This window comes from Micromonospora sp. NPDC047730 (assembly GCF_043204765.1).
In the GTDB taxonomy this organism is placed as follows: domain Bacteria; phylum Actinomycetota; class Actinomycetes; order Mycobacteriales; family Micromonosporaceae; genus Micromonospora.
The window spans coordinates 105,451-128,719 of sequence record NZ_JBIDCU010000002.1; the positions used below are offsets into that span (position 1 = coordinate 105,451).

24 protein-coding genes are annotated in these 23,269 nt (G+C 73.5%); 13 read left to right on the plus strand and 11 right to left on the minus strand.

The annotated features are described in order from the left end of the window. Positions 1 to 183: 183 nt before the first annotated feature. Entirely contained in the window at positions 184 to 1,185 is a 1,002-nt protein-coding gene (locus ACGF5G_RS05920) for a phosphotransferase (protein ID WP_393259376.1), read from the minus strand. Between the two features lie 142 nt (positions 1,186 to 1,327). Between ACGF5G_RS05920 and ACGF5G_RS05925 the strand changes: the two genes are divergently transcribed. Next, entirely contained in the window at positions 1,328 to 1,981 is a 654-nt protein-coding gene (locus ACGF5G_RS05925) for a class I SAM-dependent methyltransferase (RefSeq protein ID WP_393259377.1), read from the plus strand. Between the two features lie 23 nt (positions 1,982 to 2,004). Here ACGF5G_RS05925 and ACGF5G_RS05930 read toward each other — a convergent pair whose 3' ends face one another. After that, complete coding sequence (locus ACGF5G_RS05930) at positions 2,005 to 3,177, minus strand: thiolase family protein (RefSeq protein WP_393259379.1); 1,173 nt, start codon at positions 3,175 to 3,177, stop codon at positions 2,005 to 2,007. An 89-nt stretch (positions 3,178 to 3,266) separates the two neighbouring features. On the opposite strand from ACGF5G_RS05930, the gene ACGF5G_RS05935 reads away from it, so the two are divergent. Then, on the plus strand, positions 3,267 to 3,698 hold the full coding sequence (locus tag ACGF5G_RS05935) for a PH domain-containing protein (RefSeq protein WP_393259381.1): 432 nt from the start codon (positions 3,267 to 3,269) through the stop codon (positions 3,696 to 3,698). Positions 3,699 to 3,759: 61 nt separating this feature from the next. On the opposite strand, the gene ACGF5G_RS05940 is transcribed toward ACGF5G_RS05935, so the two are convergent. Next, positions 3,760 to 4,674 (minus strand): rhomboid family intramembrane serine protease, encoded by a 915-nt coding sequence (locus ACGF5G_RS05940; protein ID WP_393259383.1) that lies wholly within the window; start codon positions 4,672 to 4,674, stop codon positions 3,760 to 3,762. A 94-nt stretch (positions 4,675 to 4,768) separates the two neighbouring features. Then, complete coding sequence (locus tag ACGF5G_RS05945) at positions 4,769 to 5,299, minus strand: peptidylprolyl isomerase (protein WP_350682508.1); 531 nt, start codon at positions 5,297 to 5,299, stop codon at positions 4,769 to 4,771. Between the two features lie 84 nt (positions 5,300 to 5,383). Between ACGF5G_RS05945 and ACGF5G_RS05950 the strand changes: the two genes are divergently transcribed. Next, positions 5,384 to 6,196: a hypothetical protein gene (locus ACGF5G_RS05950; protein WP_393259385.1), complete on the plus strand. Its 813-nt coding sequence runs from the start codon at positions 5,384 to 5,386 to the stop codon at positions 6,194 to 6,196. 77 nt (positions 6,197 to 6,273) lie between these two features. Here the strand turns inward: ACGF5G_RS05950 and corA are convergent, their stop codons facing one another. The 4 genes from corA to ACGF5G_RS05970 form a co-directional block, all read right to left on the minus strand. Then, positions 6,274 to 7,422: a magnesium/cobalt transporter CorA gene (corA, locus tag ACGF5G_RS05955; protein ID WP_393260610.1), complete on the minus strand. Its 1,149-nt coding sequence runs from the start codon at positions 7,420 to 7,422 to the stop codon at positions 6,274 to 6,276. Positions 7,423 to 7,774: 352 nt separating this feature from the next. After that, positions 7,775 to 8,869 carry a PLP-dependent aminotransferase family protein gene (locus ACGF5G_RS05960; protein ID WP_393259387.1) on the minus strand — a complete coding sequence of 365 codons (1,095 nt, stop codon included), beginning with the start codon at positions 8,867 to 8,869 and terminating at the stop codon, positions 7,775 to 7,777. Positions 8,870 to 8,975: 106 nt separating this feature from the next. Next, on the minus strand, positions 8,976 to 9,434 hold the full coding sequence (locus tag ACGF5G_RS05965; RefSeq protein WP_393259389.1) for an ester cyclase: 459 nt from the start codon (positions 9,432 to 9,434) through the stop codon (positions 8,976 to 8,978). A 90-nt stretch (positions 9,435 to 9,524) separates the two neighbouring features. Then, entirely contained in the window at positions 9,525 to 9,917 is a 393-nt protein-coding gene (locus ACGF5G_RS05970) for a cyclic nucleotide-binding/CBS domain-containing protein (RefSeq protein ID WP_393259390.1), read from the minus strand. Positions 9,918 to 10,032: 115 nt separating this feature from the next. Here ACGF5G_RS05970 and ACGF5G_RS05975 point away from each other — a divergent pair, with 115 nt between their 5' ends. The 5 genes from ACGF5G_RS05975 (at position 10,033) to ACGF5G_RS05995 (ending at position 13,812) form a co-directional block, all read left to right on the plus strand. Continuing rightward, the gene (locus ACGF5G_RS05975; protein WP_350682518.1) at positions 10,033 to 10,482 is read left to right on the plus strand and encodes an NUDIX domain-containing protein; all 450 of its coding nucleotides are present in this window, start codon (positions 10,033 to 10,035) and stop codon (positions 10,480 to 10,482) included. Continuing rightward, positions 10,479 to 11,249, plus strand: a complete 771-nt coding sequence (locus ACGF5G_RS05980) for a hypothetical protein (protein WP_393259392.1) — start codon at positions 10,479 to 10,481, stop codon at positions 11,247 to 11,249. Before ACGF5G_RS05975 ends, ACGF5G_RS05980 begins: the two co-directional genes overlap by 4 nt. A gap of 79 nt (positions 11,250 to 11,328) precedes the next feature. Further along, positions 11,329 to 12,060 (plus strand): sugar phosphate nucleotidyltransferase, encoded by a 732-nt coding sequence (locus ACGF5G_RS05985; protein WP_393260612.1) that lies wholly within the window; start codon positions 11,329 to 11,331, stop codon positions 12,058 to 12,060. Further along, positions 12,048 to 13,115 (plus strand): iron-containing alcohol dehydrogenase family protein, encoded by a 1,068-nt coding sequence (locus ACGF5G_RS05990; RefSeq protein ID WP_393259394.1) that lies wholly within the window; start codon positions 12,048 to 12,050, stop codon positions 13,113 to 13,115. The genes ACGF5G_RS05985 and ACGF5G_RS05990 overlap by 13 nt, the downstream gene beginning before the upstream one ends. Then, positions 13,090 to 13,812, plus strand: a complete 723-nt coding sequence (locus tag ACGF5G_RS05995; protein ID WP_393259396.1) for a CDP-alcohol phosphatidyltransferase family protein — start codon at positions 13,090 to 13,092, stop codon at positions 13,810 to 13,812. The genes ACGF5G_RS05990 and ACGF5G_RS05995 overlap by 26 nt, the downstream gene beginning before the upstream one ends. Positions 13,813 to 14,375: 563 nt before the next feature. Here ACGF5G_RS05995 and ACGF5G_RS06000 read toward each other — a convergent pair. Next, positions 14,376 to 15,650: a glycosyltransferase gene (locus tag ACGF5G_RS06000; protein WP_393259398.1), complete on the minus strand. Its 1,275-nt coding sequence runs from the start codon at positions 15,648 to 15,650 to the stop codon at positions 14,376 to 14,378. A gap of 80 nt (positions 15,651 to 15,730) precedes the next feature. Between ACGF5G_RS06000 and ACGF5G_RS06005 the strand changes: the two genes are divergently transcribed. The 5 genes from ACGF5G_RS06005 to ACGF5G_RS06025 all read left to right on the plus strand — a co-directional run bounded on the left by ACGF5G_RS06005 (position 15,731) and on the right by ACGF5G_RS06025 (position 21,187). Further along, positions 15,731 to 16,591 carry an Fpg/Nei family DNA glycosylase gene (locus ACGF5G_RS06005; protein WP_393259400.1) on the plus strand — a complete coding sequence of 287 codons (861 nt, stop codon included), beginning with the start codon at positions 15,731 to 15,733 and terminating at the stop codon, positions 16,589 to 16,591. A gap of 266 nt (positions 16,592 to 16,857) precedes the next feature. Beyond that, on the plus strand, positions 16,858 to 18,429 hold the full coding sequence (locus tag ACGF5G_RS06010) for a sugar transferase (RefSeq protein WP_393260615.1): 1,572 nt from the start codon (positions 16,858 to 16,860) through the stop codon (positions 18,427 to 18,429). A 39-nt stretch (positions 18,430 to 18,468) separates the two neighbouring features. Beyond that, positions 18,469 to 19,695 carry a sensor histidine kinase gene (locus ACGF5G_RS06015; protein WP_393259401.1) on the plus strand — a complete coding sequence of 409 codons (1,227 nt, stop codon included), beginning with the start codon at positions 18,469 to 18,471 and terminating at the stop codon, positions 19,693 to 19,695. Between the two features lie 17 nt (positions 19,696 to 19,712). After that, positions 19,713 to 20,474, plus strand: coding sequence for a LytR/AlgR family response regulator transcription factor (locus ACGF5G_RS06020; RefSeq protein WP_393260617.1), 762 nt, complete (start codon positions 19,713 to 19,715; stop codon positions 20,472 to 20,474). Between the two features lie 50 nt (positions 20,475 to 20,524). Continuing rightward, entirely contained in the window at positions 20,525 to 21,187 is a 663-nt protein-coding gene (locus ACGF5G_RS06025) for a DUF5701 family protein (RefSeq protein ID WP_393259403.1), read from the plus strand. Between the two features lie 47 nt (positions 21,188 to 21,234). On the opposite strand, the gene ACGF5G_RS06030 is transcribed toward ACGF5G_RS06025, so the two are convergent. Both ACGF5G_RS06030 and ACGF5G_RS06035 read right to left on the minus strand, forming a co-directional pair. Beyond that, entirely contained in the window at positions 21,235 to 22,470 is a 1,236-nt protein-coding gene (locus tag ACGF5G_RS06030) for a WD40/YVTN/BNR-like repeat-containing protein (protein ID WP_393259405.1), read from the minus strand. After that, a complete protein-coding gene (locus ACGF5G_RS06035) occupies positions 22,457 to 23,020 on the minus strand; it encodes an RNA polymerase sigma factor (protein ID WP_393259407.1) in 564 nt (187 codons plus the stop codon). Before ACGF5G_RS06035 ends, ACGF5G_RS06030 begins: the two co-directional genes overlap by 14 nt. Positions 23,021 to 23,269 lie beyond the last annotated feature (249 nt).

The window sequence follows — 23,269 nt, forward strand, 5'->3', positions numbered from 1 at the left end:
CCCCGATCTGTCCCCGTGAGTCGGACGGCCGGCGGGCGGACGCGTCACTCGCGCCGCCGGCCCGCTGATTCTGACCACAGTCGACGGCTCCTGTCGAGGTCGTGGCCGGCACCGGACGGGCCGGAAGCGTCGCCGGCGGCCCCTCGCGCCTGCTGGGCGGGGCCGCGCGCCGCCCGTCCGGGTTCAGACCGGGTCGGGCTCGAACAGCTCCGTCAGCCAGCCGGGCACCGCGGACGCGTACTGCGCCCGGGCCGGATCCCGCGTCATGAGGGCCCGGCGCCAGGAGAGCGACCGGCTCACCCGGGTGACGCGGACGGCCAGCCGGGCCACCTCGCGCAGCGTCGCCCGGTCGTGCCGGTCCGACCACGGCTCCAGGTACGCGTCCCGCAGCCGCGCCGACGTCGGGTCGCCGGCGGGCAGCTCGAAGGCGTCCGCGACCGAGTTCAGCGTGACCAGCAGGGTGCCGAACGGGTGGGCGACCGAGGCGTCCCCCCAGTCGAAGAACCGGTGCCCGTCGTCGGCGACGAAGACGTTGCCGTCGTGCAGGTCGTCGTGCTGGATGCTGGGCTCGATGCCCGAGTCGGCCAGCCGTCGGCAGTGCTCGGCGAAGGTGTCCCGATGGGCGCGCAACCGCCCGTACGCCTCGACGTCGAGCCCGTCCGCCGCCCCCAGCAGCAGCGACTCCTCGTCCTCCAGCAGCGACTCGAAGAGCTCCGGCAGCACCTCCGGCCGGTGGTCGGGCACCCCGAGCGCGAGCAGCTCACCGGCCCGGGGCGCGACCGTGCGCTGGAGGTCGGCGTACTCCGGCAGGACCTGCTCCCAGCGGGCCAGCAGGTCACGGTCGCCGCCCAGCGCGTCGCGCAGCGAGCGGCCCCCGTCGGGCAGCAGCGACCAGCCGCGGTCGGCGTCGACCGCGATCGGGTCGAGCACCCGCCCCGGGGCGAGCCGGGCCAGTGCGGCCAACAGCGCCGCCTCGTGCCGGGTGCCCGGGTTGTTCGCCTTGAACCAGGCGTCCCCGGCGTCGGTGGGCACCCGCCAGACGAGGGACCACGGCCGGACCCGGGGCTCGACCGGCCCGACGACCCGCCGGCCGTGCCGGCCGAGCTGGTCGCCGACCCAGCCGAGCGCGGTGTCCCGCCAGTGCGGGTCGGCCCAGTCGGCGTACGGCATGGAGGCAGTGGTCACGCCGCGGAATCTAGCCCGGTCCCCGGCGCCGGGGCGACACCTTATCCCCGGCGCACCCCGTGCCCGGCGGCGATCGACACGCCCCGCCGGTCCCGGCGATGATCATCGCGGCCGGCGGAGGGGACGGCTACCCTTCACCGCCATGCCGGACGCCTCGTTCCTCGCCGCCACCCGCGACTCCTACGACACCATGGCCGTCGACTACGCCGAGTGGCTCCGCACGGACATGGACGAGAGACCCCTCGACCGCGCGCTGCTGGCCGCCTTCGCCGAGGCGGTGAAGGCCAACGGCAACGGCCCCGTCGCCGACGTCGGCTGCGGGCCCGGCCGCGTCACGATCCTGCTGCACCGACTGGGCCTGGACGCGTTCGGCGTCGACCTGTCGCCCGGGATGGTCGCGCTGGCCCGGGAGACGTACCCGGGGCTGCGGTTCGAGGTGGGCTCGATGCTCGCGCTGGACCTGCCGGACGCCTCCCTCGGCGGGCTGCTCGCCTACTACTCGATCATCCACGTCCCCTGGGAGCGGCGGCCCGAGGTCTTCGCCGAGTTCCACCGGGTGCTCGCGCCGGGCGGGCAGCTCATGCTCGCCTTCCAGGTCGGCGACGAATGCCTGCACCTCGACGAGGCCTTCGGCAAACCGATCTGCGCCGACTGGTACCGGCAGCAGCCGGACGAGGTGGCCGCGCTGCTGCGCGAGGCCGGTTTCGACCTGTGGGCCACGGTCGTGAAGGAGCCCGAAGGCACCGAGAAGACCCCGCAGGGCCACATGGTGGCGCGCCGGCCCGCCGGGGCGTAGCTCCCGCCCCGGCAGGCCGGGCGTCAGAGCAGCTCGACGATGGTGGCGTTGGCCATGCCGCCGCCCTCGCACATGGTCTGGAGGCCGTAGCGGATGTCGTTGTCCCGCATGTGGGCGAGCATGGTGGTCATGATCCGGGCGCCGGAGGCGCCGAGCGGGTGGCCGAGGGCGATCGCGCCGCCGCGCGGGTTGAGCCGCTCCGCGTCCGCCTCGGTCTCCGCCAGCCAGGCCAGCGGCACCGGGGCGAACGCCTCGTTCACCTCGTACACCCCGATCTCCTCGATGCCCAGCCCCGCGCGGCGCAGCGCCTTCGCGGTGGCCGGGATGGGCGCGGTGAGCATGGTGACCGGGTCGTCGGCGGCGACCACGGCGGTGTGGATCCGGGCCAGCGGGCGCAGGCCGTGCCGGCTGGCCCACTCGCTGGTGGTGACGGCGAGCGCCGCCGCGCCGTCGGAGATCTGCGACGCGGAGCCGGCGGTGACGACGCCGTCGGGGCGGAACGGGGTGGCCAGCTCACCGAGCTTCTCCAGCGAGGTGTCCCGCCGGATGCCCTCGTCGGCGACGAACTTGCCGCCGTCGGCCAGGGCGACCGGGGTGATCTCGGCCTCGAAGGCGCCGGCGTCCTGCGCGACGGCCGCCTTCTCGTGGCTGGCGAGGGCGAACTCGTCGAGCTGGGCCCGGGAGAAGCGCCAGCGCGCGGCGATCAGCTCCGCCCCGACGCCCTGGTTGAACGGCAGCGGCGCGTCCTCGGCGAAGCCCTCGACGCCCCGGTAGCGGTCGCGGAGCTGCTCGCTGAAGGGCATCCCGCCGGCCCCGCTGGAGCCCATGGCCACCCGGGTCATCGACTCGACGCCGCCGGCGACCACCAGATCGGCCTGGCCGGAGAGCACGGTGGCGGCGGCGAAGTGCAGGGCCTGCTGGCTGGAGCCGCACTGCCGGTCGAGCGTGGTGCCGGGCACCGACTCGGGCCAGCCCGCGGCCAGCACGCCGTTGCGGGCGATGTTCCACGACTGGTCGCCGACCTGGGAGACGCAGCCCCAGACCACGTCGTCGACCTGGGCCGGGTCGATCCCGGTGCGCTCGGCGAGGGCGCGCAGCACGTGCGCCGAGAGGTCGACCGGGTGCACGGCGGCCAGGCTGCCCTTGCGCCGCCCCACCGGGGTGCGTACCGCGCCGACGATGACTGCGTCACTCATGACTACTCCCCGGTAACTTCGGCTGCCACCGATACTACGTCCTGGGCGGGCCGCCGTCCTCCCCCGGGGTGCGCTGGCATCCTGGACGGATGCGCCCAGACCCGTCCCCGACCGTCCACCAGTGGCGGGTGCCGGCCACCCTGCCGGCACTCAAGCTGGCCGGCGCGGTCGCGCTGCTCGCGCTCGCACTGCTCCTCGACGAGGGCGACCCGGTCCAGTTGGGGCTGGCCGTGGTCGCGGCCGCCGCGCTGGCCGGCTGGGCGGCGCGCGACCTGGTGGCGCCGGTCCGGCTGGCGGTCGACCCGGAGGGGGTCACCGTCGTCCGGGGCTTCGCGGGTCGCCGCCGGCTGCCCTGGCCGGCCGTCGAGCGGGTCACCGTGGACCGCCGCGCCCGGCTGGGCCTGACCAGCGAGGTGCTGGAGATCGACGCCGGGGAGTCGCTGCACCTCTTCGGCCGCCTCGACCTCGGCGCCGACCCCGCCGACGTGGCCGAGGCCCTGCACGAGGCCCGCCCGCGCTGAGCGGCGGGTCAGCCGCCGGCCCGCCGCCGGTCGGTCCCGCGCGGCACGACCGAGCGGACGGTCAGCCGCCGAGGATGACGGCGGTGCGGATCAGCGCCAGGCCGAGCAGCGCCACCACGACCACCGCGCCGCCGGCGAACTGCACCAGCGTCCGCCGGGACCGTGGGGCGTACGCGAACACGAGCGCCACCAGCCCGCCGACCACCAGCCCGCCCAGGTGCCCGGGGATCGAGATGCCGGGCACGGTGAACGTGAAGACCAGGTTGATCACCAGGATGGGGAGCACCTGGGAGATGTCCCGCCCCATCTTGCGTTCGATGACCACCAGCGCGGCGAAGAGGCCGAAGATCGACGTGGACGCGCCGGCGGTGAGCTGGTTCTGCTCGCTGAACAGGTAGGCGGCGACGTTTCCGCCCAGCCCGGAGACCAGGTAGAGCACGCCGAACCGCAGCGGCCCGAGACTGGCCTCCAGCGACCGGCCCAGCACCCACAGCGCCCACATGTTCAGCAGCAGGTGGACCACGCCGTAGTGCAGGAACATCGCGGTGACCAGGCGGTACCACTCGCCCTCGGCGATGCCGCCGACCGTGCCGTCGGGGAAGATCGCGCCGCCGAGCACCGCGCCCCAGTCGGTCAGCGGGGTGCTGCCGCCCATCAGGCCGCCGAAGCCGGAGCCGCCGACCGCCGCGTCCCCGCCCGGGTCCGAGGCGATGGAGAGCAGCATCAGCAGCACGTTCAGCGCGATCAGCGCCTTGGTGACATAGCCGTGCCGGCCGGCGGCACCGCCACCGAAGACGGTGCGCGCCGGCCGCACGCCACGACGTCCCTCCGCCACGCACTCCGGGCACTGGAACCCGACCGACGCCTCCCGCATGCAGTCCGGGCAGATCGGCCGGTCGCAGCGGGTGCACCGGACGTACGTCTCCCGGCCGGGGTGCCGGTAGCAGACCGGGGTGACCGGCGGCGACTCGCTCACCGCGCCCGCCCGCCGACGCGGGCCGCGCGGCCCGCCAACCGGTCCCGACCTTCGGAGCGCTCAGTCATGTGGGCAAAGGTACCTCGCGGACGGCTCAGGCAGCGGAGCGCTCGATCTCGACCCGCTCGATGACGACGTCCTGCAGCGGCCGGTCGTTCGGGCCGGTCGGGGTGTTGGCGATCGAGTCGACGACCTTCGCGGACTGCTCGTCGGCCACCTGACCGAAGATGGTGTGCCGGTTGTTCAGGTGCGGCGTCGGCGAGACGGTGATGAAGAACTGCGAGCCGTTCGTGCCCGGTCCGGCGTTCGCCATGGCCAGCAGGTACGGCCGGTCGAAGCGCAGCTCCGGGTGGAACTCGTCGGCGAACTTGTACCCCGGGCCACCGCGGCCGGTGCCCGTCGGGTCGCCCATCTGGATCATGAAGCCGCTGATCACCCGGTGCGAGATGGTGCCGTCGTAGTACGGCCCACTGCCCGGCTGACCCGTGCGCGGGTCGGTGTATTCGCGGTTGCCCTCGGCCAGGTCGACGAAGTTCTTGACGGTCTTCGGCGCGTGGTTGGGGAAGAGCTCCAGCCGGATCGGGCCAGCGTTGGTGTGCAAGGTGGCGTAGACAGCCTCGGCCACGGGTACTCCTCACTCGTTGGTCAGTTCCATGCGGATCCTCCCATGTGCCCGATCTGGCAGTGCGGAGGCATCCGAAGGTGGAGGATGACGAAGGAACAACTCCCAGGAGGTGGGACCGTGTTTGGAATCGGGCGGCGTAAGACCCAGGGGCAGCTGGCCAAGGCGGAGCTGAACCAGGGCCTCGGTCACCTGAGGCAGGCCGCGACTCACGCCGCGAAGGGCGCCGGCGCCACCGTCGGCCCGCGGGTCCAGGCGGCCCGGGGCGCCGTCGCGCCGACCGCCGTCATCGTGCGCGACCGCGCCTCCAGCGGTCTCGCGTCCACGGTCGCCGCGCTCGCGCCGCTGGCCCTGGCCGTCCGCAAGGCCCAGGCCGAGGCGGCGGGCAAGGCGGTCACCGGCAGGAAGGCCGCCGCAGCCAAGCAGGCCGCGGTCACCAGGAAGGTCAAGGCGAAGAACATGAAGGCTTCCCGGAAGAAGAACGCACGGCGCGGCGGGTCCATGTTGACCGGTCTCCTGGCGGCCGGCGCGGTGGCCGGCGTCGCCGCGATGGCGATGCGTCGCCGTCGCGAGCAGCAGGAGTGGGCCGAGTACGACCCGACCCGCACGCTGGAACCGATGCGCGACGAGGTCGAGACCATGGAGATCCGGACCCCGGTCACCGACGCCTCGACGCTGTCGAGCGGCTCGGGCGTGGCCGGCGGACCGACCGGCGCCGGCAGCTCGGCGGTGGCCGGCGGCGACAGCGCCTCCACCACCGCCCCCGGCACACAGCCGACGGTCCACGCGACGGACAAGGTCCCGTCGGTGGCCGAGGGCGCCAAGGACGTGTCGGGCCGCCCGGCGGACGACCTGACCGAGGCGCTGGGCAAGGGCGCCAAGACCAACGGGCGCCGCTGACGCCCCGAGGTCCCCGGAAAGCGCCGGCAGAGCGGGCCACCCCGCGCCGCCGGCGCTTCCGCGTCCCCGCCCCCCGGTCAGAGCCAGCCGTTGCGGCGGAACCAGCGGTAGAGGGCCAGCGAGATCGCGAGCATGAGGGCCAGCACGACCGGATAGCCGTACGTCATCCGCAGCTCCGGCATGACGTCGAAGTTCATGCCGTAGATGCCGGCGATGGCGGTCCAGACGGCGGCGATGGCCGCCCACGCGGCGATCTTGCGCATGTCGTTGTTCTGGTCGACCGTGACCTGGGCCAGCCGGGCCTGGAGGATGGAGTTGAGCAGGTCGTCGTAGGAGTTGACCTGCTCGACGGTGCGGCTGAGGTGGTCCTGCACGTCGCGGAAGTAGCGGCGGATCTCGTCGGGCACGTCCCGGTTCAGCTGCGCGGTGAGCGTCATCAGCGGGCGTTGCAGCGGCGTCACCGCCCGCTTGAACTCCACCAGTTCCCGCTTCATCTGGTAGATCCGCTGGATCCGGCCGCTCGCCTGGCGGTCGAACACCTCGACCTCCAGCGTGTCGAGGTCGTCCTCCAGCCGGTCGGCGACCTCCAGGTAGATGTCCACCACCCGGTCGGTCACCGCGTACGCCACCGACCAGGGCCCGTGGAGCAGCAGGTCCTGCTTCGTCTCCAGGTCGGCCCGGACGGGGGCCAGCCGGCAGGCATCCCCGTGCCGGACGCTGATCAGGAAGTTCGGCCCGATGAAGAGCATCACCTGGCCGGTCTCGACGACCTCGGAGTTCTCGGTCAGCTCGGCGTGCTCGCAGTAGCGCGCGGTCCGCAGCACCAGGAAGCTGACCTCGCCGAACTGCTCCAGCTTGGGGCGCTGCTGCGCCTTGACCGCGTCCTCGACAGCCAGCTCGTGCAGGCCGTAGGTGGCGGCGATGGCGGTCATCTCGGCCAGCTCCGGTTCGTGCAGGCCGAGCCAGACGAAGGCGTTCTCCTCGCGGCGGGCCGCGGCGAGCGCGTCGGCGTACCGCCAGTCGCCGGGCTGCCGCCGGCCGTCGACGTAGAGGGCGCAGTCGACCACCGCGCTGCGCTGCGGGCCGGCCGGCGTCGGGGGGCCCTGGAGGTTGTCGGGGTTGAGCCGGCGGGTCATCGCCCGCACGGGCGCCGCCCAGTCCCGGGGCCTGAGCACCCGCCCGCCGCTCGGCGAGGCCGTCCGCCCCCGCTGCCCCCGGTCCGTCATCACGCCCCCTCCCCACGCGCTGCCGCGGCTAGCAGGGTACGCCGCCGTCGACGGTCACGGGCGGTGACGATCGACCGTGGTGGCGCCGGGCGGGCCGGGCCGCATCAGGGGGTGAGGGGACGACACGGCCCACCCGGCACCCTTGGGGGCGGGGGTTGTGCTGCTCGCGTCGCTCCGCGTGCCGCCCGGCGGGGGCCGGGTCAATCTCGTCGTCGGGCGCGGCGTGGGCCGGCGCCGAACGGTGAGTTGCGCTACGTGGTGAGTGACGCTCGCAGCATTGTGGGCCACCGGCCGCCCCGGCGGGAGACCCGGGACGGCCGGTATCGCCGCACTGTCAGAAATCCGACAGAAATCAGCCCCGTACGGCCGCCATGGCCTCCGCCAGCCGCCGGACGCCCTCGTCGATCCGGTCGGCGGTCACCGCCGAGTACGCCAGCCGCAGGGCGTGCCGCCCGCCGTCGACCACGAAGTCGCTGCCCTTGACCACGGCGACCCCGCGCTCGGCGGCGGCCGGGGCGAGCCTGTCGACCTCGACGTCCTCGGGCAGCTCGACCCAGAGGAAGTAGCCGCCGTCCGGCTCCACGAACCGGGCCTCGGGGATGTGCCGGCGCAGCGACTCGGCCAGCACCCGGGCCCGCTCGCCGAGTGCGGCGCGCACCGTCTCGATCGAGCGCTCGATGTCACCGGAGACGCAGAACTGGTGCACGATCGCCTCGGAGACCATGCCGGGCGAGATGTAGAGGCTGGTCGCCTTCTTCGCGATGTCGCCGATCAGGTCCGCCGGGCCGACCAGGTAGCCGACCCGCACCCCCGGGCAGACCGTCTTGGTGAAGCTGGAGGCGTGCACCACGACGTTGCGGGTGTCGAGCGAGAGCATCGACGGCAGCGCCTCGCCCCGGAACCGGATGTCGGCGTACGGGTCGTCCTCGAAGATCGTGAACTCGTACTCGGCGGCGAGATCGAGCAACTCGCGGCGCTTCTCCAGGCTCAGCGTCACGCCGGCCGGGTTCTGGTAGTTCGGGATGACGTGCGCGAGCCGGGGGCGCACCCCGGACTCCAGCAGCTTGCGCAGCTCGGCGGTGTCGAGGCCGTCCGGCTGGATGGAGACGCCGTGCAGCTCGCCGCCCATCCGCTGGAGGTTGAGCAGGGTCCGGTCGTACGTCGGGCGCTCCACCACCACCGCGTCGCCGGGGCGGACCAGGTGGTCGAAGAGGAACGCGTCGGCCTGCAACGACCCGTTGGTGATGAGCACCTGGTCGGCCGACACCCCGTGCTTCTCGGCGATCCACTTCCGTAGCGGAAGGTAGCCGACGGAGGTGCCGTACGCCGTCACCCCGGCGGGGTCGGCGTCGAACGCGCGGACGGCGGCGGCCTTGAGCCCCTCGACATCGACGATGTCCAGCGAGGGAGCGCCACGGGCGAAGGAGATCAGCTGCTCGGCGGTCATGGCTGTTCAGCGTACGGAAGGCGGTGGGGTGCGCGCCGACGGCACGGCGATGTCCGCATCCTGAGCCACCGGGACGGGTGACCCGCGTCAACCGGTCGGCGGCAGATCAGACCGGAAGGCCGAGCGGGTCGTGCTGCGCCTCGCGGGAAAGCCCGTCCACGTGCAGCCCGAGCGCCGCGATGAGCTGGCCCCAGTCGAAGTAGGACCGCCAGGCCGAGACCTTCCCGTGCCGCACCCGGACGACGTCGACCACGTCCCAGCTCACCACCCGGCCCGTCGGCGCGACGGTGCCGAACGGGGTGTGCAGCACCCCGGTGTGGGTGCCCGTGAGCCGCTGCTCGACGGCCGCGCCCCCGGCGGTCTGCACCGACCCGAGCCGGTCGACGGACAGGTCCGGGAAGGCCCCGGTCCAGGTGCGCAGTAGTGCGGGCAGCTCGATCGGGCGCACCGTGACGCCCGGCATCGAGTAGAAGGCGTCCGTCGCGTAGAGGTCCGGCAGCCGGGCCACGTCCCGCCGCAGGAGCATCGCGTACTGCTGCTCGACCAGCCGATCCGCGCCGCGCATGAGGGCCTCCCCGCGGGGCACGGCCCGTCCGCGCCCGCAGGGAATCCTTACCCGTCGATCGGCCGGCCACACCCGCGCCGGACCGGCCGCTCAGCTCGCGTCGACCATCCGGCTGGCCGCCCAGACCCGCATGATGTCGCGTACGGAGATCACCCCGGCCACCTCGCGCCCGTCGAGCACCACCAGGTGCCGGAAGCCGCCCCGGGCCATCGCGGCGGCGGCCTCCTCCACCGTCCACTCCGACCCGGCGTAGACCACGTCCCAGGTGAGGTGGGCGCCCGTCCGCTCGACGTCGCAGTCCAGGCCGGCGCCGATGGCCTTGAGCACGTCGCGTTCGGTCATGATGCCGACCCCCTCGGAGTCGGGATCGATCACGACCGCCGACCCGACGCCGCGGGCCGACATCATCCGGGCCGCCTGACGGAGCGTGTGCTCCGGGCCGACCACGAGGACCTCGCTGGACATCGCTTCCCGTACCTGCATCACGCATCACCCCTGTGGGACGGTGGCATCCGGTAGGGGACATGGTCCGCTCCTGAGGTTTCCGGGACAAGACCGGGCATCGCCGCGACGCCCGACCGCTCGCTACTGTCGTGGCGTGTCCACCGAGCCTCTACGCTGCGCCGGCGCGCTGATCGTCGACGACGAGGGCCGCCTCTTCGTCCAGCGACGGTCTCCCGACCGGCGCATCTTTCCCAACTGCTGGGACATCGTCGGCGGCCACCTGGAACCGGGCGAGGACGTGGACGACGCGCTGCGCCGGGAGGTGACCGAGGAGACCGGCTGGACGGTGTCGCACGTGCTCGGCCACGTCGGGGAGTACCGCTACGTCGCCGACGACGGCCTGGAGCGGATCGAGAGCGACTGGCTGGTCCGGGTCGACGGCGACCTCGCCCGGCCGACGCTGGAGGCGGGCAAGCACACCGAGTTCCGGTGGCTCGCCGCCGACGAGGTCGACCTGCTCGACGAGCACCGCGACGTCAACGACGGCCTGATCCGGCGGATCGCGGAGGAAGCCTTCGCCGCCCTGCGTTCGATCGGTCTGTGAACGACACCGTCGAGCTGGCGCCGCACCGGTTCGCCGGCCTGGTCGCCCCGGCGGTCGACCGGGCCTTCGTCGCCGGCATGCTGGCCGGCCGCGACGGTGGCGGCGCGGAGCTGAGCCAGCAGTACGGCGGGCCGGCCGCCACCGGCTTCCTGCTGGAGTTCCGCACCCGCCTCGCGGCGCCCGGCGGGACGGTCGACGAGGCCGGGTTCGCGGCGGTCACCCGCTACCGGGACCCGGCCGACTGCCGGCGGGCCCTGGACAAGCAGGTGGCGTACGGGATGATCCACCGCAGCCCCGACGGCGGGCTCTCCGCCACCGAACGCGGGCTGGCCTTCCTCGCCGGGATCTGGCAGGTGCACGCCGAGGTGACCAGGGAACTCTGGGCCGGGCACGACGACCGCGTGCTCCGGCTGGTGGAGGCGCTCGGCCGGGTGCTCGCGTACGCGCTGGTGCTCGCCGAGGAGGAGGACGCCGACGACGGCGCCGCGTTCGCCGCGATGGCGCCGCCGTACGAGCCGGACGGCACCCCGCCCGGTGTGCTGCTGCTCAATCGGCTGGGCACGCTGCGTTACCACCGGGCCGACGCGCACGCCGCCGCCTGGACCGCCGCCGGGCACACCGCGGCGAGCGTCGCCGCCCTGCCGCCCGGGCCGGAGCAGCTCGCCATCGAGCTGGAGACCGACCGGCGGGCGGCCGGCCCGTACACCGTGCTGACCGCCGAGGAGCGGCTGGTGATGCTGGCGGACCTGGCGGCGCTGCCCGGCTGACCCGGTTGGTCACAGCGGCGCCGTCACGCGGCGCTATCCTCCAGCGGTGACCGGGAGTCGTACGAGGGAGGACGCCTCAATGATCGGGATGGTGCTCGCGGCCGGGGCGGGGCGCCGGCTGCGCCCGTACACCGACACCCTGCCGAAGGCGCTGGTGCCGGTGGACGGTGACACCACCATCCTGGACATCGCGCTGGGGAACCTGGCCGAGGTGGGGCTCACCGAGATCGTGATCGTGGTCGGCTACGCGGCCGACGCGGTACGCGAGCGGCAGGCCGATCTGGAGAAGCGGTACGGCGTCACGCTGACCCTGGTGCACAACGACAAGGCCGAGGAGTGGAACAACGCCTACTCGCTCTGGCTGGCCCGGGAGCACTTCGCCCGGGGCGTGCTGCTGGTCAACGGCGACACCGTGCACCCGGTGAGCGTGGAGAAGACCCTGCTGGCCGAGCGCGGCCCGGGCATCCTGCTCGCCGTCGACACGATCAAGGCGCTGGCCGAGGAGGAGATGAAGACCACCTTCGACGCGGCCGGCCAGCTCACCCGGATCACCAAGATCATGGACCCGGGCGAGGCGTACGGGGAGTACATCGGCGCGACGCTGATCGAGCCGCAGGTGGCCGACGCCCTCGCCGACGCGCTGGAGGCGACCTGGCGGCGCGACCCGAACCTCTACTACGAGGACGGCTACCAGGAGTTCGCCGACCGGGGCGGCGAGGTACGGGCGGCACCGATCGGGGACGTCTCCTGGGTCGAGGTCGACAACCACGCCGACCTGGCCCGCGCGCGGGAGATCGCGTGCCGCTACTAGCCCGTAGCGTCCTCACCCCGCTGCACATCGACGTGCGCCGGGGCGCGGTGGCCGACCTGGCGTCGATCCTGTCCGACGGCCGGATCTCCGCAGGTGGCGACGTCGCCGTGGTGGTCGGGCCGGGGCAGGGCGAGCGGATCGCCGAGCTGATCCGGCCGTCGCTGCGCTCTGCGGACGTGTTCACGGTCGCCGGAGGGACGCTGGACGCCGCCGACGACCTGGGGGCGAAGCTACGGCACCGGTCCTACGACGCGGTCGTCGGCATCGGCGGCGGCAAGACGATTGACGTAGCCAAGTACGCTGCCACCCGGCGCGGCTTGCCGATGGTCTCAGTGGCGACCAGTCTCGCCAACGACGGCATCGCCTCCCCGGTGGCCAGCCTGATCACCGAGGGCCTGAAGGGCTCCTACGGGGTGCACATCCCGATCGCGGTGATCGTCGACCTGGACTTCGTCGAGGCCGGGCCGGAGCGGCACAACCGCGCCGGCATCGGCGACGTGGTCAGCAACATCAGTGCCTTGGCCGACTGGGAGTTGGCCCGGCGAGTACGCGGCGAGCCGGTCGACGGGCTGGCCGCCTCGCTGTCGCGCGCCGGCGCGGAGGCCGTGCTCAACCACCCGGGCGACATGAGCGACGACGGGTTCGTCACGGTGCTGGCCGACGCGCTGATCTCCAGCGGCCTGGCGATGGCCATCGAGGGCACCAGCCGACCGTGCAGCGGCGGCTGCCACGAGATCATGCACGCGATCGACGCGCTGTTCCCCGGCACCGCGTCGCACGGCGAACTGGCCGGGATCGGCGCGCTGTTCTGCACGTTCCTGCGCGGCGACGAGCGCCGGTTCGTAGCGATGTCCGCCTGCCTGGCGCGGCACGGGCTGCCGCGCCTGCCGGCCGAGGTCGAGCTGACCGACGACCAGTTTGTCGAGGCGGTACAGTTCGCGCCGGCCACCCGGCCGGACCGCTACACCATCCTCGAACACCTGGCGATGTCGTCTACCGAGATCCGGGAGCGGCTGGCAGACTACGCCGGTGCAATCCGCGACCACCTTGGCTGAGCCCCGCCCCACCGTCGCCGACTTCCACCGGGTGAACCGGGGCGGCGGCCTGTTCAGCGAATCGGTCAGCCAGTGGCTGGGCGCGGTCTTCGCGCTCGTCGCCCAGCGCCTCGGGCTGCGCCCGACCGCGCTGACCATCCTCAACCTGGTGCTCGGCCTGGCCACCTCGATCACCGTGGTCGCGCTCGCCGGTCGGGTCGCCGCCGGCGAGGTGCCGGCCTGGGCGGTCGGTCTGCTCGCCCTGGTGGGCTGGCAGGTCGCGTACTCCCTGGACTGCGCCGACGGTCAGCTCGCCCGGGTGACCGGGCAGGGCAGCGCGGCCGGCGCCCGGGTCGACGTGCTCTGCGACGTGGCCGCCCAGATCGCTCTGGTCGCCGCGCTGGCGGCGACGGCGGTGGCGCAGGAGCCGTCGACGCCGAGCTGGCTCGTCGCGATCTTCGCCGGCACCTGGATGGTCAACCTGGTCACCTCGGTGATGCATGCCGGCCCGAACGCGGCCAGCATGGTCACCTCCACCTCGCTGCCCGTACGCCTGGTGAAGCTGGTCCGCGACTACGGCGCGGTGATCTTCGCCGCCGCCCTGGTGCTGATGTTCGCCCCCGCCCTCGCCCTCTGGGTGATGGTCGCCTTCACGATCGTCAACGGCGGCTTCCTGCTCGCCAGCATCGCCTTCTCCGCCCGCGCCTCGCTGCGCTGAGGGGAACATCCGACCACCTCCCGGTCCGCCCGGCTGCCACCAACACCCGGCCCGGTGCCCGGCACCGGGCAACGGGCACCAGGCACCGGGCACCGGGCACCGGGCACCGGCCAGTCACCCTCCGTGATCGTCATGCGCGTGTCGCGGCACTCACCGGTTTCCCGCACCGCACGCTTTGCTCTGCACCCATCCACGCACCGGACACGTGCAGTAGCTGGTGCGCCGGTGGGTGCAGAGCAAAGCGTCGGCGAGTGGCCACCGGGGCGGAAACGCGGATCATGGCGAAGACGCTGCTCAACAGGCTTGTGTGACAACTAAGGTGACATATAGGACACCACACGAGAGCGAGTGCAGTCACGCTCAGTGACGCAAGCCGCTCCCTGACGGACAGTCACGTGGAGTGACGGCCGACCGGCTCACCGGCACGCTCCGCGTCCCACCGGAGCGACAGCGGCTCAGCGCCGACCGAGGGCCGGCACCCTCAGAAGCCGACCTAGCGCCGCCGGCTCAGCGGTCGACCGGAACGCCATCCGGCTCAGCGGCCGACCGGAACGCCGGCCGGCTCAGCGGCCGGCCGGCGTGCCGGTGCGCAGGACACCGGCGTAGATGTCGAGGAGTTGCTTGGTGACCACGTCGGGATGGAAGGTGCGCTCGTAGCGCAGCCGGGCAGCCGGCGCCAGCGCCGCGGCCCCGGCGGCGGCCACCGGCAGGGCGGCGGCCAACGCCGCCGGCTCGGGAGGTGCCACCCAGCCGGCCTCGCCCCGCCGCGCACCCACCGGCAGGGCCGCCGGCCCGTCCCCGGCGACGGCTGAGGCGACGGCGGCCGGCCCGGTGCCGGCGGGCTCGCGGGGGGCGTCCGCGCCGACCAGGTAGGGGATGCCGCCGAGCGCGGTGCCGAGCACCGGGCGGCCGGCGGCGAGCGCCTCGATGATCACGGTGGGCAGCACGTCGTGCCAGGTCGAGGTGGCCAGCACCACCGCGCTCGCCTCCAGTGCGGCGCGCACCCCCGCCCGGTCCAGCGGCCCGAGGAAGGTCACGTCCGCCCGGTCCGCGGCCGCTGCCTCCACCAGCGGGCGCAACTCGCCGTCGCCCGCGATGCGCAGCGGGCCGAGCGTCCCGTCCGGGTGTCGCCGCCAGGCGTCCAGGAGCAGGTCCAGCCCCTTCTCCGGGGAGAGCCGGCCGAGGAAGAGGAACCCCGCACCCAGCGGGGCGGGGCGGCCCGGGTCGGGGATCGCGTTCGGCTTGACCACGATCCGCCCGGCCGGGATGCCGTAGTCGCGCAGGTGGTCGGCGACCGCCGAGGTGAGCGCGATGAACCGGTCCACCGAGCGCCACGTGCCGCGGTGCACGGCCAGCGTGGTCGCCATCAGCGCGCTCTGCGCCCGCGAGCCCCGGTAGCAGCGGTGCACGATCGCCGGCACGCCCAGCGCCCGGCCCCGGCAGTCCTGGCAGATCATGCCGTCCCGGAAGTAGAGCCCGGAGGAGCAGACCTGCCGGTAGTTGTGCACCGTCTGCACCACCGGCACGCCGTGCCGGTGCGCGGTCCGCACCACCCAGGGCGAGATCAACGGGTACGGGTTGTGCAGGTGCAGCACGTCCGGCCGGTGCTCGGTGATCAGCCGGCTCAGGTCCTCCTGCGCGCGGGGCGCCCAGATGGGGGAGATCGGCAGCAGCGCCTTGGCCGTCTTCGGCATCGTCGGGATCTCGTCCGAGCTGCGGATGAACGGCAGCACCTCGACGCCGGCCGCCGTCAGTTGGGCGATCTCCGCGTCGACGATCGTGTTCTCACCGGACGGCTGGGCTTCCCGGTACCGGTTGTGCGCCACCACGATTCTCACGGAGCTTGCCTTTCGTTCGCGACTGCGGGACTCGCAAGCTCATTCCTCGCGCTCACGGGAAAGAAGGCTACCGTTGGCTGGTGCCCGAACTACCGGAGGTTGAGGCGCTCGCGGGTTACCTGCGCGAGCGCGCGGTGGGGCGGCGCGTCGACCGGGTCGAGGTCGCCGCGATCAGCGCCCTGAAGACGTACGACCCGGCACCGACCGCCGCCGCCGGGCGGGCCGTGGTGGACGCCCGCCGGCACGGCAAGTTCCTCGACGTGGTGCTCGACGGCGACCTGCACGTGGTGGTGCACCTGGCGCGGGCGGGCTGGCTGCACTACCGGGAGGCGTTCCCGTCCGCCGCCCCGCTGCGCCCCGGCAAGGGCCCGGTCGCCCTGCGGGTACGCCTCGACGACGGCTCCGGCTTCGACCTGACCGAGGCCGGCACCCAGAAGAGCCTCGCCGTCTACCTGGTGGCGGACCCGGCGGCGGTGCCCGGGGTGGCCCGGCTCGGCCCCGACGCCCTCGCCGCCGACCCGGCGACCTTCGCCGAGCGGATGCGCAGCCGCAAGGGCCAGGTCAAGGGGGTGCTCACCGACCAGACGGTGCTGGCCGGTGTCGGCAACGCGTACTCCGACGAGATCCTGCACGCGGCGAAGCTGTCGCCGTTCGCGCTGACCCACCGGCTGACCGACGACCAACTCGCGGCCCTGCACGCGGCCACCCGGGAGGTGCTCGGCGACGCGGTGCGCCGGTCGGTCGGGCAGAAGGCGGCCGAGCTGAAGGGCGAGAAGCGCTCGGGCCTGAAGGTGCACGCCCGGACCGGGCAGCCCTGTCCGGTCTGCGGCGACACCGTCCGCGAGGTCTCGTTCGCCGACTCCAGCCTCCAGTACTGCGCCACCTGTCAGACCGGCGGCAAGCCCCTCGCTGACCGTAGGTTGTCGCGGCTCGTACGGTGAGTAACGACACTGCCCCACTACGCAGAGGAATCGGCCATCCTGCGTCGAAGGTCGGAGTCGGAGCTCTACCGGGGCCGCAATCCATCGGTATAGTGGCTCGGTCCCCGGCTTCTGAAATGGCGCGAAGCCGGCCAGATGCCAGGCGGCACCACACCCGCGCAATGTCCCTCGGGTCGGCGTACGGGGTCGGCACCGCGTGGGAGACTGGGACGGTGGGCGACCCGGGCCCTCACGGCGAGTGAGCGGCACGTGTCATGCGGGAGGACATGGGTGAGGTGACGACAAGCCTCCAGCGCCCGGTAACCAACACAGGCCGGAGCAAACTCGTGCGGCACGTCGACAGCTTCGAGATCCAGCCGCCGGCGTCGCCGTCCCCCAACGGCGTGCCCCGGTCCGCGTGGGCCCGGGCCCGCCGCCGGGTGTCGCGCTGGCACCGCCCCTACATCACCCTCCTGCTGCTGCTCGACTTCGCGGCCGCCGCGGTCGCCAGCCTGATCGCCATCGAGACGTTCGACCAGTCCACGGCGGGCTTCTACAACGCCGAGCAGGACCCGACGTGGTTCCACACGGTGGCGTTCGTGCTGCTGCCGCTCGGCTGGGTGGTCAGCCTCTGGGCCAACCGGGCCTACGACCGGCGTTACCTGGGCCTCGGGCCGGACGAGTACAAGCGGGTCATCCGGGCCGGCGTGGCCGTCACGGCAACGGTGTCCTTCCTCGCCTTCGCCACCAAGACCGACCTGTCCCGTTACACGGTCGGCACCGCCCTGCTCGCCGCGCTGCTGCTGATCCTGCTGAACCGGATGCTCTGCCGCTTCGTGCTGCACGTGGTCCGGCGCAACATCGGCCAGGCCGGCCACCGGATGGTGCTGGTCGGCACCCTGCCGGAGTGCCTGGAGGTCTACACCGCGGTCACCCGCAACCCGGCCGCCGGGCTGGTGCCGGTCGCCATCCACGTCACCGACGGCTACGCGGCCGCCAAGGGCATCGAGACCCCGGTCCCGGTGTACGCGGGCCGGGACGTCCTCGCCCTCGTCCGCGAGGTGGGCGGCGACACGATCGCGGTCTGCGGCTCGGCCAGCGCCGAACCGGGCGAGCTGCGCCGGCTGGCCTGGCAGCTGGAGGGCTCCGGCGTCGACCTGGTCGTCGCCCCGCAGCTCACCGACATCGCCGGCCCCCGGGTGCACATCCGGCCGATCGAGGGCCTGCCGCTGCTGCACGTCGAGGAGCCGACCCTGTCCGGGCCGGCGCTGCTCGCCAAGAACCTGATGGACCGGGTGGCCGCCGGGCTGGGCCTGCTGCTGCTGGTCCCGGTCTTCCTGGCCATCGGGATCGCGATCCGCCTCTCCGACCCCGGCCCGGTGTTCTTCCGCCAGCCCCGGGTCGGCCACGAGGGCCGCACCTTCCGGGTCTGGAAGTTCCGCACCATGTACGTGGACGCGGAGGACCGGCTGGCCAGCCTGGTCGACCAGAACGAGACCGACGGCATGCTGTTCAAGATGAAGCAGGATCCGCGGGTCTTCCCGGTGGGCCGCTTCCTGCGGGCCTCGTCGCTGGACGAGCTGCCCCAGCTGATCAACGTGCTCAAGGGCGAGATGTCGCTGGTCGGGCCGCGCCCGCTGCCCGCCGACGACGGCGACTTCCTCGGCGACGTGCGCCGGCGCCTGCTGGTCCGGCCGGGCATGACCGGGCTGTGGCAGGTCTCCGGCCGCTCCGACCTGTCCTGGGACGAGGCGGTCCGGCTCGACCTCTACTACGTCGACAACTGGTCGCTGGCGTACGACCTGAGCATCCTGTGGCGCACGGTCGGGGTGGTGCTCGCCCGCAAGGGCGCGTACTGACCCCTTGGCGAACAGGCCGGCAGGGGCCAGGATCGCTGCGTGGGTGGCAACCTCTCGGCCGTCTTCGGCGTCGTCTCGCTGGTCACCGCGCTGGCCGCGGCGCTGTTCGCCGTGCTTCGGCTGCGCGGGCGGCGGGGCATCGCCACGGCCACCCAGCGGGCCACCTACGAGGTGCTGCACACCGCCGGGTTGGCCGCCGAGCCGCTGCGCGCCGGCCTGGGCGCGGCCAACGCGGCGAAGGCCGTACGCCACCTGCGGGCCCTGGTGGGGGCGGCCGGGCTGGCGCTGACGGACCGGGACACGCTGCTCGCCCTGGACGGGCGGGGCGGGCACCACGACGACCAACTGGTCGCGGCGGCCCGGCGGGCCGTGGCGACGGGCCGCTCGACCGTGCTCGGCGACTCGGAGCTGCACTGCGACCGGGTGGACTGCCCGGTGCGCGGCGCGGTGGTCGCCCCGCTGACCGGTGCCGACGGGCGCACGGTCGGCGCGCTGGTCGCGGTCGCCGACGGTCAGCCGGAGCCCGGCCTGGTGCAGGCCACCCTGGAGACGGCACACTGGGCCGGCAACCAGCTCGCCCTGGCCGAGCTGGACTCCTCCCGGGAGCGGCTGGCCCGCGCCGAGGTGCGCGCCCTGCGCGCCCAGATCAGCCCGCACTTCATCTACAACGCGCTGACCGCGATCGGTTCCTTCGTGCGCACCGACCCGGACCGGGCCCGGGAGCTGATCCTGGAGTTCGCCGAGTTCACCCGGTACTCGTTCCGGGCGCACGGCGAGTTCACCACGCTGGCGGAGGAGCTGCGCTCGATCGACCGCTACCTGACCATCGAGCGGGCCCGGTTCGGCGACCGGCTCCAGGTGCGCCTCCAGATCGCCCCCGAGGTGCTGCCCGTGACCCTGCCGTTCCTGTGCCTGCAACCGCTGGTCGAGAACGCCGTCCGGCACGGGTTGTCCCGCAAGCCGGGCACGGGCATGGTGTGCATCGAGGCCCGGGACGCGGGCACGGAATGCCACATAACGGTGGAGGACGACGGAGTGGGGATGGATCCGACCGCGCTGACCGCCGGCATCGCCGAGCTGGCCGGCGCCACCGTGGACCCGGGCGACGACCCGGGCCAGCACGTCGGCCTCTCCAACGTCGACGAGCGGCTCCGCTCGGTCTTCGGGGACGGCTTCGGCCTCGTCGTCGAGACGGGTCTCGGTTCCGGTACGAAGGTGAGCATGCGGGTGCCGAAGTTCCACCCCGGCGTACGGGCGGGCTCGTGACCGACCGGACCGGCGGGGTGAACGCGTCCGGTTTCCTCCGGGTGCTGGCGGTCGACGACGAGCCGCCGGCGCTGGACGAGCTGGCGTACCACCTGCGGGCCGACCCCCGGGTTGCCCGGCTGCACACGGCGGGGGACGCCACCGAGGCGCTGCGGGTGCTCCGCGACGGCGACGTGGACGTGGTCTTCCTCGACATCCGGATGCCCGGGCTGGACGGCATGGAGCTGGCCCGGGTGCTGCGCCGGTTCGCCCGCCCACCGGCGATCGTCTTCGTCACGGCGTACGACGACGGGGCGGTGGACGCGTTCGACCTGGGCGCCACCGACTACGTCCGCAAGCCGGTACGCGCCGAGCGCCTCGCCGAGTCGCTGCGCCGGGTGATCGGCGCGCGGGTGGTGCCGTCCCACCCGGCGGCCCTCGCGCGGGCGGAGGAGGACCCGACCATCCCGATCGAGCTGGCCGGCACCACCCGGATGCTGCCCCGCTCGGCGGTGCGCTGGGTGGAGGCGCAGGGCGACTACGCGCGGCTGCACACCGCCGACGGCTCGCACCTGGTCCGGGTGTCGCTGGCGACCCTGGCCGAGCGCTGGGCGGATGCCGGGTTCGTCCGGATCCACCGGTCGTACCTGGTGCAGCTCAAGCTGATCGCCGAGCTGCGGCTGGCCAACTCCGGCTATGTCGTGGTGGTGGACTCGGCCGAGCTGCCGGTCAGCCGCCGGCACACCCGCGAGCTGAAGGACAAGCTGGTGCGCGCGGCGAAGCAGGACTGGAACCGCTGAGGCGGGAATAAGCTCGCATTGTCGTACGCTGTACGGTACTCCGTACGAAAATGGAGGCCGCCTTGTTCGATGCCGCGACCGAATTCGACCGTCAGCTCGACCGCCTGGTGGAGCTGGGCTACCCGGCCCTGGCCGACCTGACCGAGGACGCCTTCCGTGCCCTCGTCGCCCCGCTGCGGGCGGCGGCCGTCACCGGTGCGGCGGGCCTGCCGGCGCCGACCGAGGGCCGGGTGCCGTTCCTCCTGGTGATCACCCGCGAGCTGGTGCCGGTGGAGGCGCGGGTCGCACTCACCACGCTGGCCGGCAAGCGGAAGCCGGGCGTTGTAGACCGGCACTACGCCGAGGGTGACCTGCCGAAGTTCGACCCGATCAAGGAGCTGGAGGTGCCGGCGGGGCCGGCGTACCTGCTCTTCGACGTCGACCGGGGCGAGGAGACGCTGAACCTGGCCCCCGCCGCCGCGATGGAGGTGATCACCGGCCAGGGCCGGCTGCCGCTCTCCATCGACGAGGGGCTCGCCTTCGTCACGCTGCACCCGGAGGCACTGGCGAAGAACAAGTGCTTCTCGCTGGTCGGCTCCCGCTGCGGCGACAGGCGGGTGCCGGCGATCTGGATCAGCCAGGGCGCGCCGAAGCTCGGCTGGTGCTGGTACGGCAACCCGCACACCTGGCTCGGCTCCGCCACCGCCCGCCCCGAGCGCATCGGGCTGGGCTGACGGTCGCGGGGACGGCCGGGTGGGTATCCCGGCCGTCCCGCCTCCACTCACCGGGGCAACGTCAGCCGGCTCCAGTTCTCACCATCAGCACTGATGTGGACGACGACCGAGTTGGCGTCGGTGGGGTCCTCCCGATCGGCCAGCCAGACCAGCCCCCGAGACGTGCCGAACGACGTGCCCTCGTTGCCGGTCCGCGTGCTCCGGCTGAAGTGCCGCCCGCCGTCCCGGCTGATCCACACGAACGACGTGACGCCGTCCTGCGTCACGTCGCAGACGAGCAGGGCCCCGTTCGCGCCCCGGGTGATTCCCCGCACCAGGTCCGTCGAGGGGAGGTCGGTGCCGACATCCGCCCAGGACCGGCCGCCGTCCGTGGTGTGCAGCAGCCGGGCCGGACCGGCGGGTCGCTCCCCGTGCGGGTCGGCGGACATGGTCCCGCCCAGCACGTACGCCTCCTGCGCGCTCACGGCAACCAACGAGCTCGCCCACACACCCTCGGGCACCGTCGACGTGCGCCAGGTCGCTCCCCGGTCGACGCTGAGGGCGACCGAGGCGGGCGCACCGTGGTCGGGCGCGGGCGACATGAGCCAGAGGGCGCCGTCATCGGCCTGGTCCACCGCCTGCGGCACGACCTCCCCGGGCGCGTCCGTGAGCCGGTACACCCGCCAGGTGCCCGAATCGACCGCCAGCGGGCGCGGCATCGCCCCGCAGGATTCCGCGCAGCGAGCCGGACGGGCTTTCTCGGGGAAGGCGCGAACCTCGGTCGCCACCGACGCGAGACTCCGCCAGGTGAGGCCGGCGTCCAGCGAGACGACCTGGCTGCCGTCGATGCTGACCAGGTACCGCTGCTCGTCGAGCACGGTGAACCGGACGTCCGAGGTGCGGCGTCCCTCCGCGTCCGACCTGCACGGGCCGTCGAGGTAGTTGGTGCGCCAGCCCGACCAGGTACGCCCGGCGTCGGTGGTGGCCGTGAAGCTCAGCCGACAACCGTTGTCGGCCTCCTCCACCGCCACCGCCGACCGCTCCGAGAGCACGACCAGATGGCTCACGCGAGGGTCGGCCGGCGGGTCGGTGGGGTCCGGACCGGCCCAGTCCACCCCGCTCCCGTGCCCGGCGAACGGGGCGACCGCCGTGCCGCCGAGCGCCAGTGCGACCGCCGACCCGACGCCGGCCGCCCGGCGGCGCCGCCGGAGCCGGGCCGCGCGCCGGAGGTCGCCGAGCGGCGGCTGACGGACGGCGACTGCGACGGTCTCGGCGTCGAACCCGGTGAACTCACGATCGGACATCGGCCCTCCCGGTCTGCGTGGTCTCGGCGGTGTCGGCGGGCTCCTGGTCGCGGTCGCGCCTAACCTCGTGGTCGCGGTCTTCGGTGAGCAGCGCCGCCAGCGCCTGCCGGCCGCGGGACAGGCGGGACTTGACCGTGCCGGCGGAGACGCCGAGCGTCGCCGCCACCTCGTCGACCGGCAGGTCGACCAGGTAGTGCAGGGCGAGTGCGTGCCGCTGCCCGTCGGGCAGCCCGCGCAGCGCGGCCAGCAACGCGAGGTGCTCCGGCGCACGGTCGGCGACGGCGGGCGGCGGGCCGATCCGGCGCAGCAGCCCGTCGAGCACTCGCCGTCGCCGGTACCGGCTGCGGGCCACGTTCACCGCGACCCGCCGCAGCCACGACTCCGGGTTCTCCAGCCGGGCGAAGCGCCGGGGCGCGGCCAGCGCCCTGGTGAACGCCTCCTGGACCGCCTCCTGCGCCTCGTTCAGGTCACCGGTCACCGCGTAGAGCTGCACCACGAGCCGGCGGAAACACCCGGCGTAGAGCTCCGAGATCAGATCGCCGTCGGACACCGTCACCTCCCTCCTCCACCTATCCCACCCACGAGCACGGCGGCAGGTTCCCCGGCCGATCGAAAGGGTGCCCACGGGAGTTATCCACAGGGGTGACGCGTTCTCCACAGGTTGTGCACAGCCCGGTGTGGACCATCCCCGCGACGGCTGCGGCGGGCGCGACGGCCGCGACCGCGTCACGGCTTGGGACGTTCGCGGCAGGTGTGGCCGGTGCGACGACTGCCCTTGACAATCGCGGTGAGCGGGCCA

Excerpts from the sequence above, each read along its gene's own strand:
- ACGF5G_RS05925 (WP_393259377.1), top strand. The coding sequence starts at position 1,328 with ATGCCGGACGCCTCGTTCCTCGCCGCCACCCGCGACTCCTACGACACC.
- ACGF5G_RS05930 (WP_393259379.1), bottom strand. The coding sequence starts at position 3,177 with ATGAGTGACGCAGTCATCGTCGGCGCGGTACGCACCCCGGTGGGGCGG.
- ACGF5G_RS05935 (WP_393259381.1), top strand. The coding sequence starts at position 3,267 with ATGCGCCCAGACCCGTCCCCGACCGTCCACCAGTGGCGGGTGCCGGCC.
- ACGF5G_RS05950 (WP_393259385.1), top strand. The coding sequence starts at position 5,384 with ATGACGAAGGAACAACTCCCAGGAGGTGGGACCGTGTTTGGAATCGGG.
- corA (WP_393260610.1), bottom strand. The coding sequence starts at position 7,422 with ATGACGGACCGGGGGCAGCGGGGGCGGACGGCCTCGCCGAGCGGCGGG.
- ACGF5G_RS05960 (WP_393259387.1), bottom strand. The coding sequence starts at position 8,869 with ATGACCGCCGAGCAGCTGATCTCCTTCGCCCGTGGCGCTCCCTCGCTG.
- ACGF5G_RS05965 (WP_393259389.1), bottom strand. The coding sequence starts at position 9,434 with ATGCGCGGCGCGGATCGGCTGGTCGAGCAGCAGTACGCGATGCTCCTG.
- ACGF5G_RS05970 (WP_393259390.1), bottom strand. The coding sequence starts at position 9,917 with ATGCAGGTACGGGAAGCGATGTCCAGCGAGGTCCTCGTGGTCGGCCCG.
- ACGF5G_RS05985 (WP_393260612.1), top strand. The coding sequence starts at position 11,329 with ATGATCGGGATGGTGCTCGCGGCCGGGGCGGGGCGCCGGCTGCGCCCG.
- ACGF5G_RS06010 (WP_393260615.1), top strand. The coding sequence starts at position 16,858 with ATGGGTGAGGTGACGACAAGCCTCCAGCGCCCGGTAACCAACACAGGC.
- ACGF5G_RS06025 (WP_393259403.1), top strand. The coding sequence starts at position 20,525 with ATGGAGGCCGCCTTGTTCGATGCCGCGACCGAATTCGACCGTCAGCTC.
- ACGF5G_RS06030 (WP_393259405.1), bottom strand. The coding sequence starts at position 22,470 with ATGTCCGATCGTGAGTTCACCGGGTTCGACGCCGAGACCGTCGCAGTC.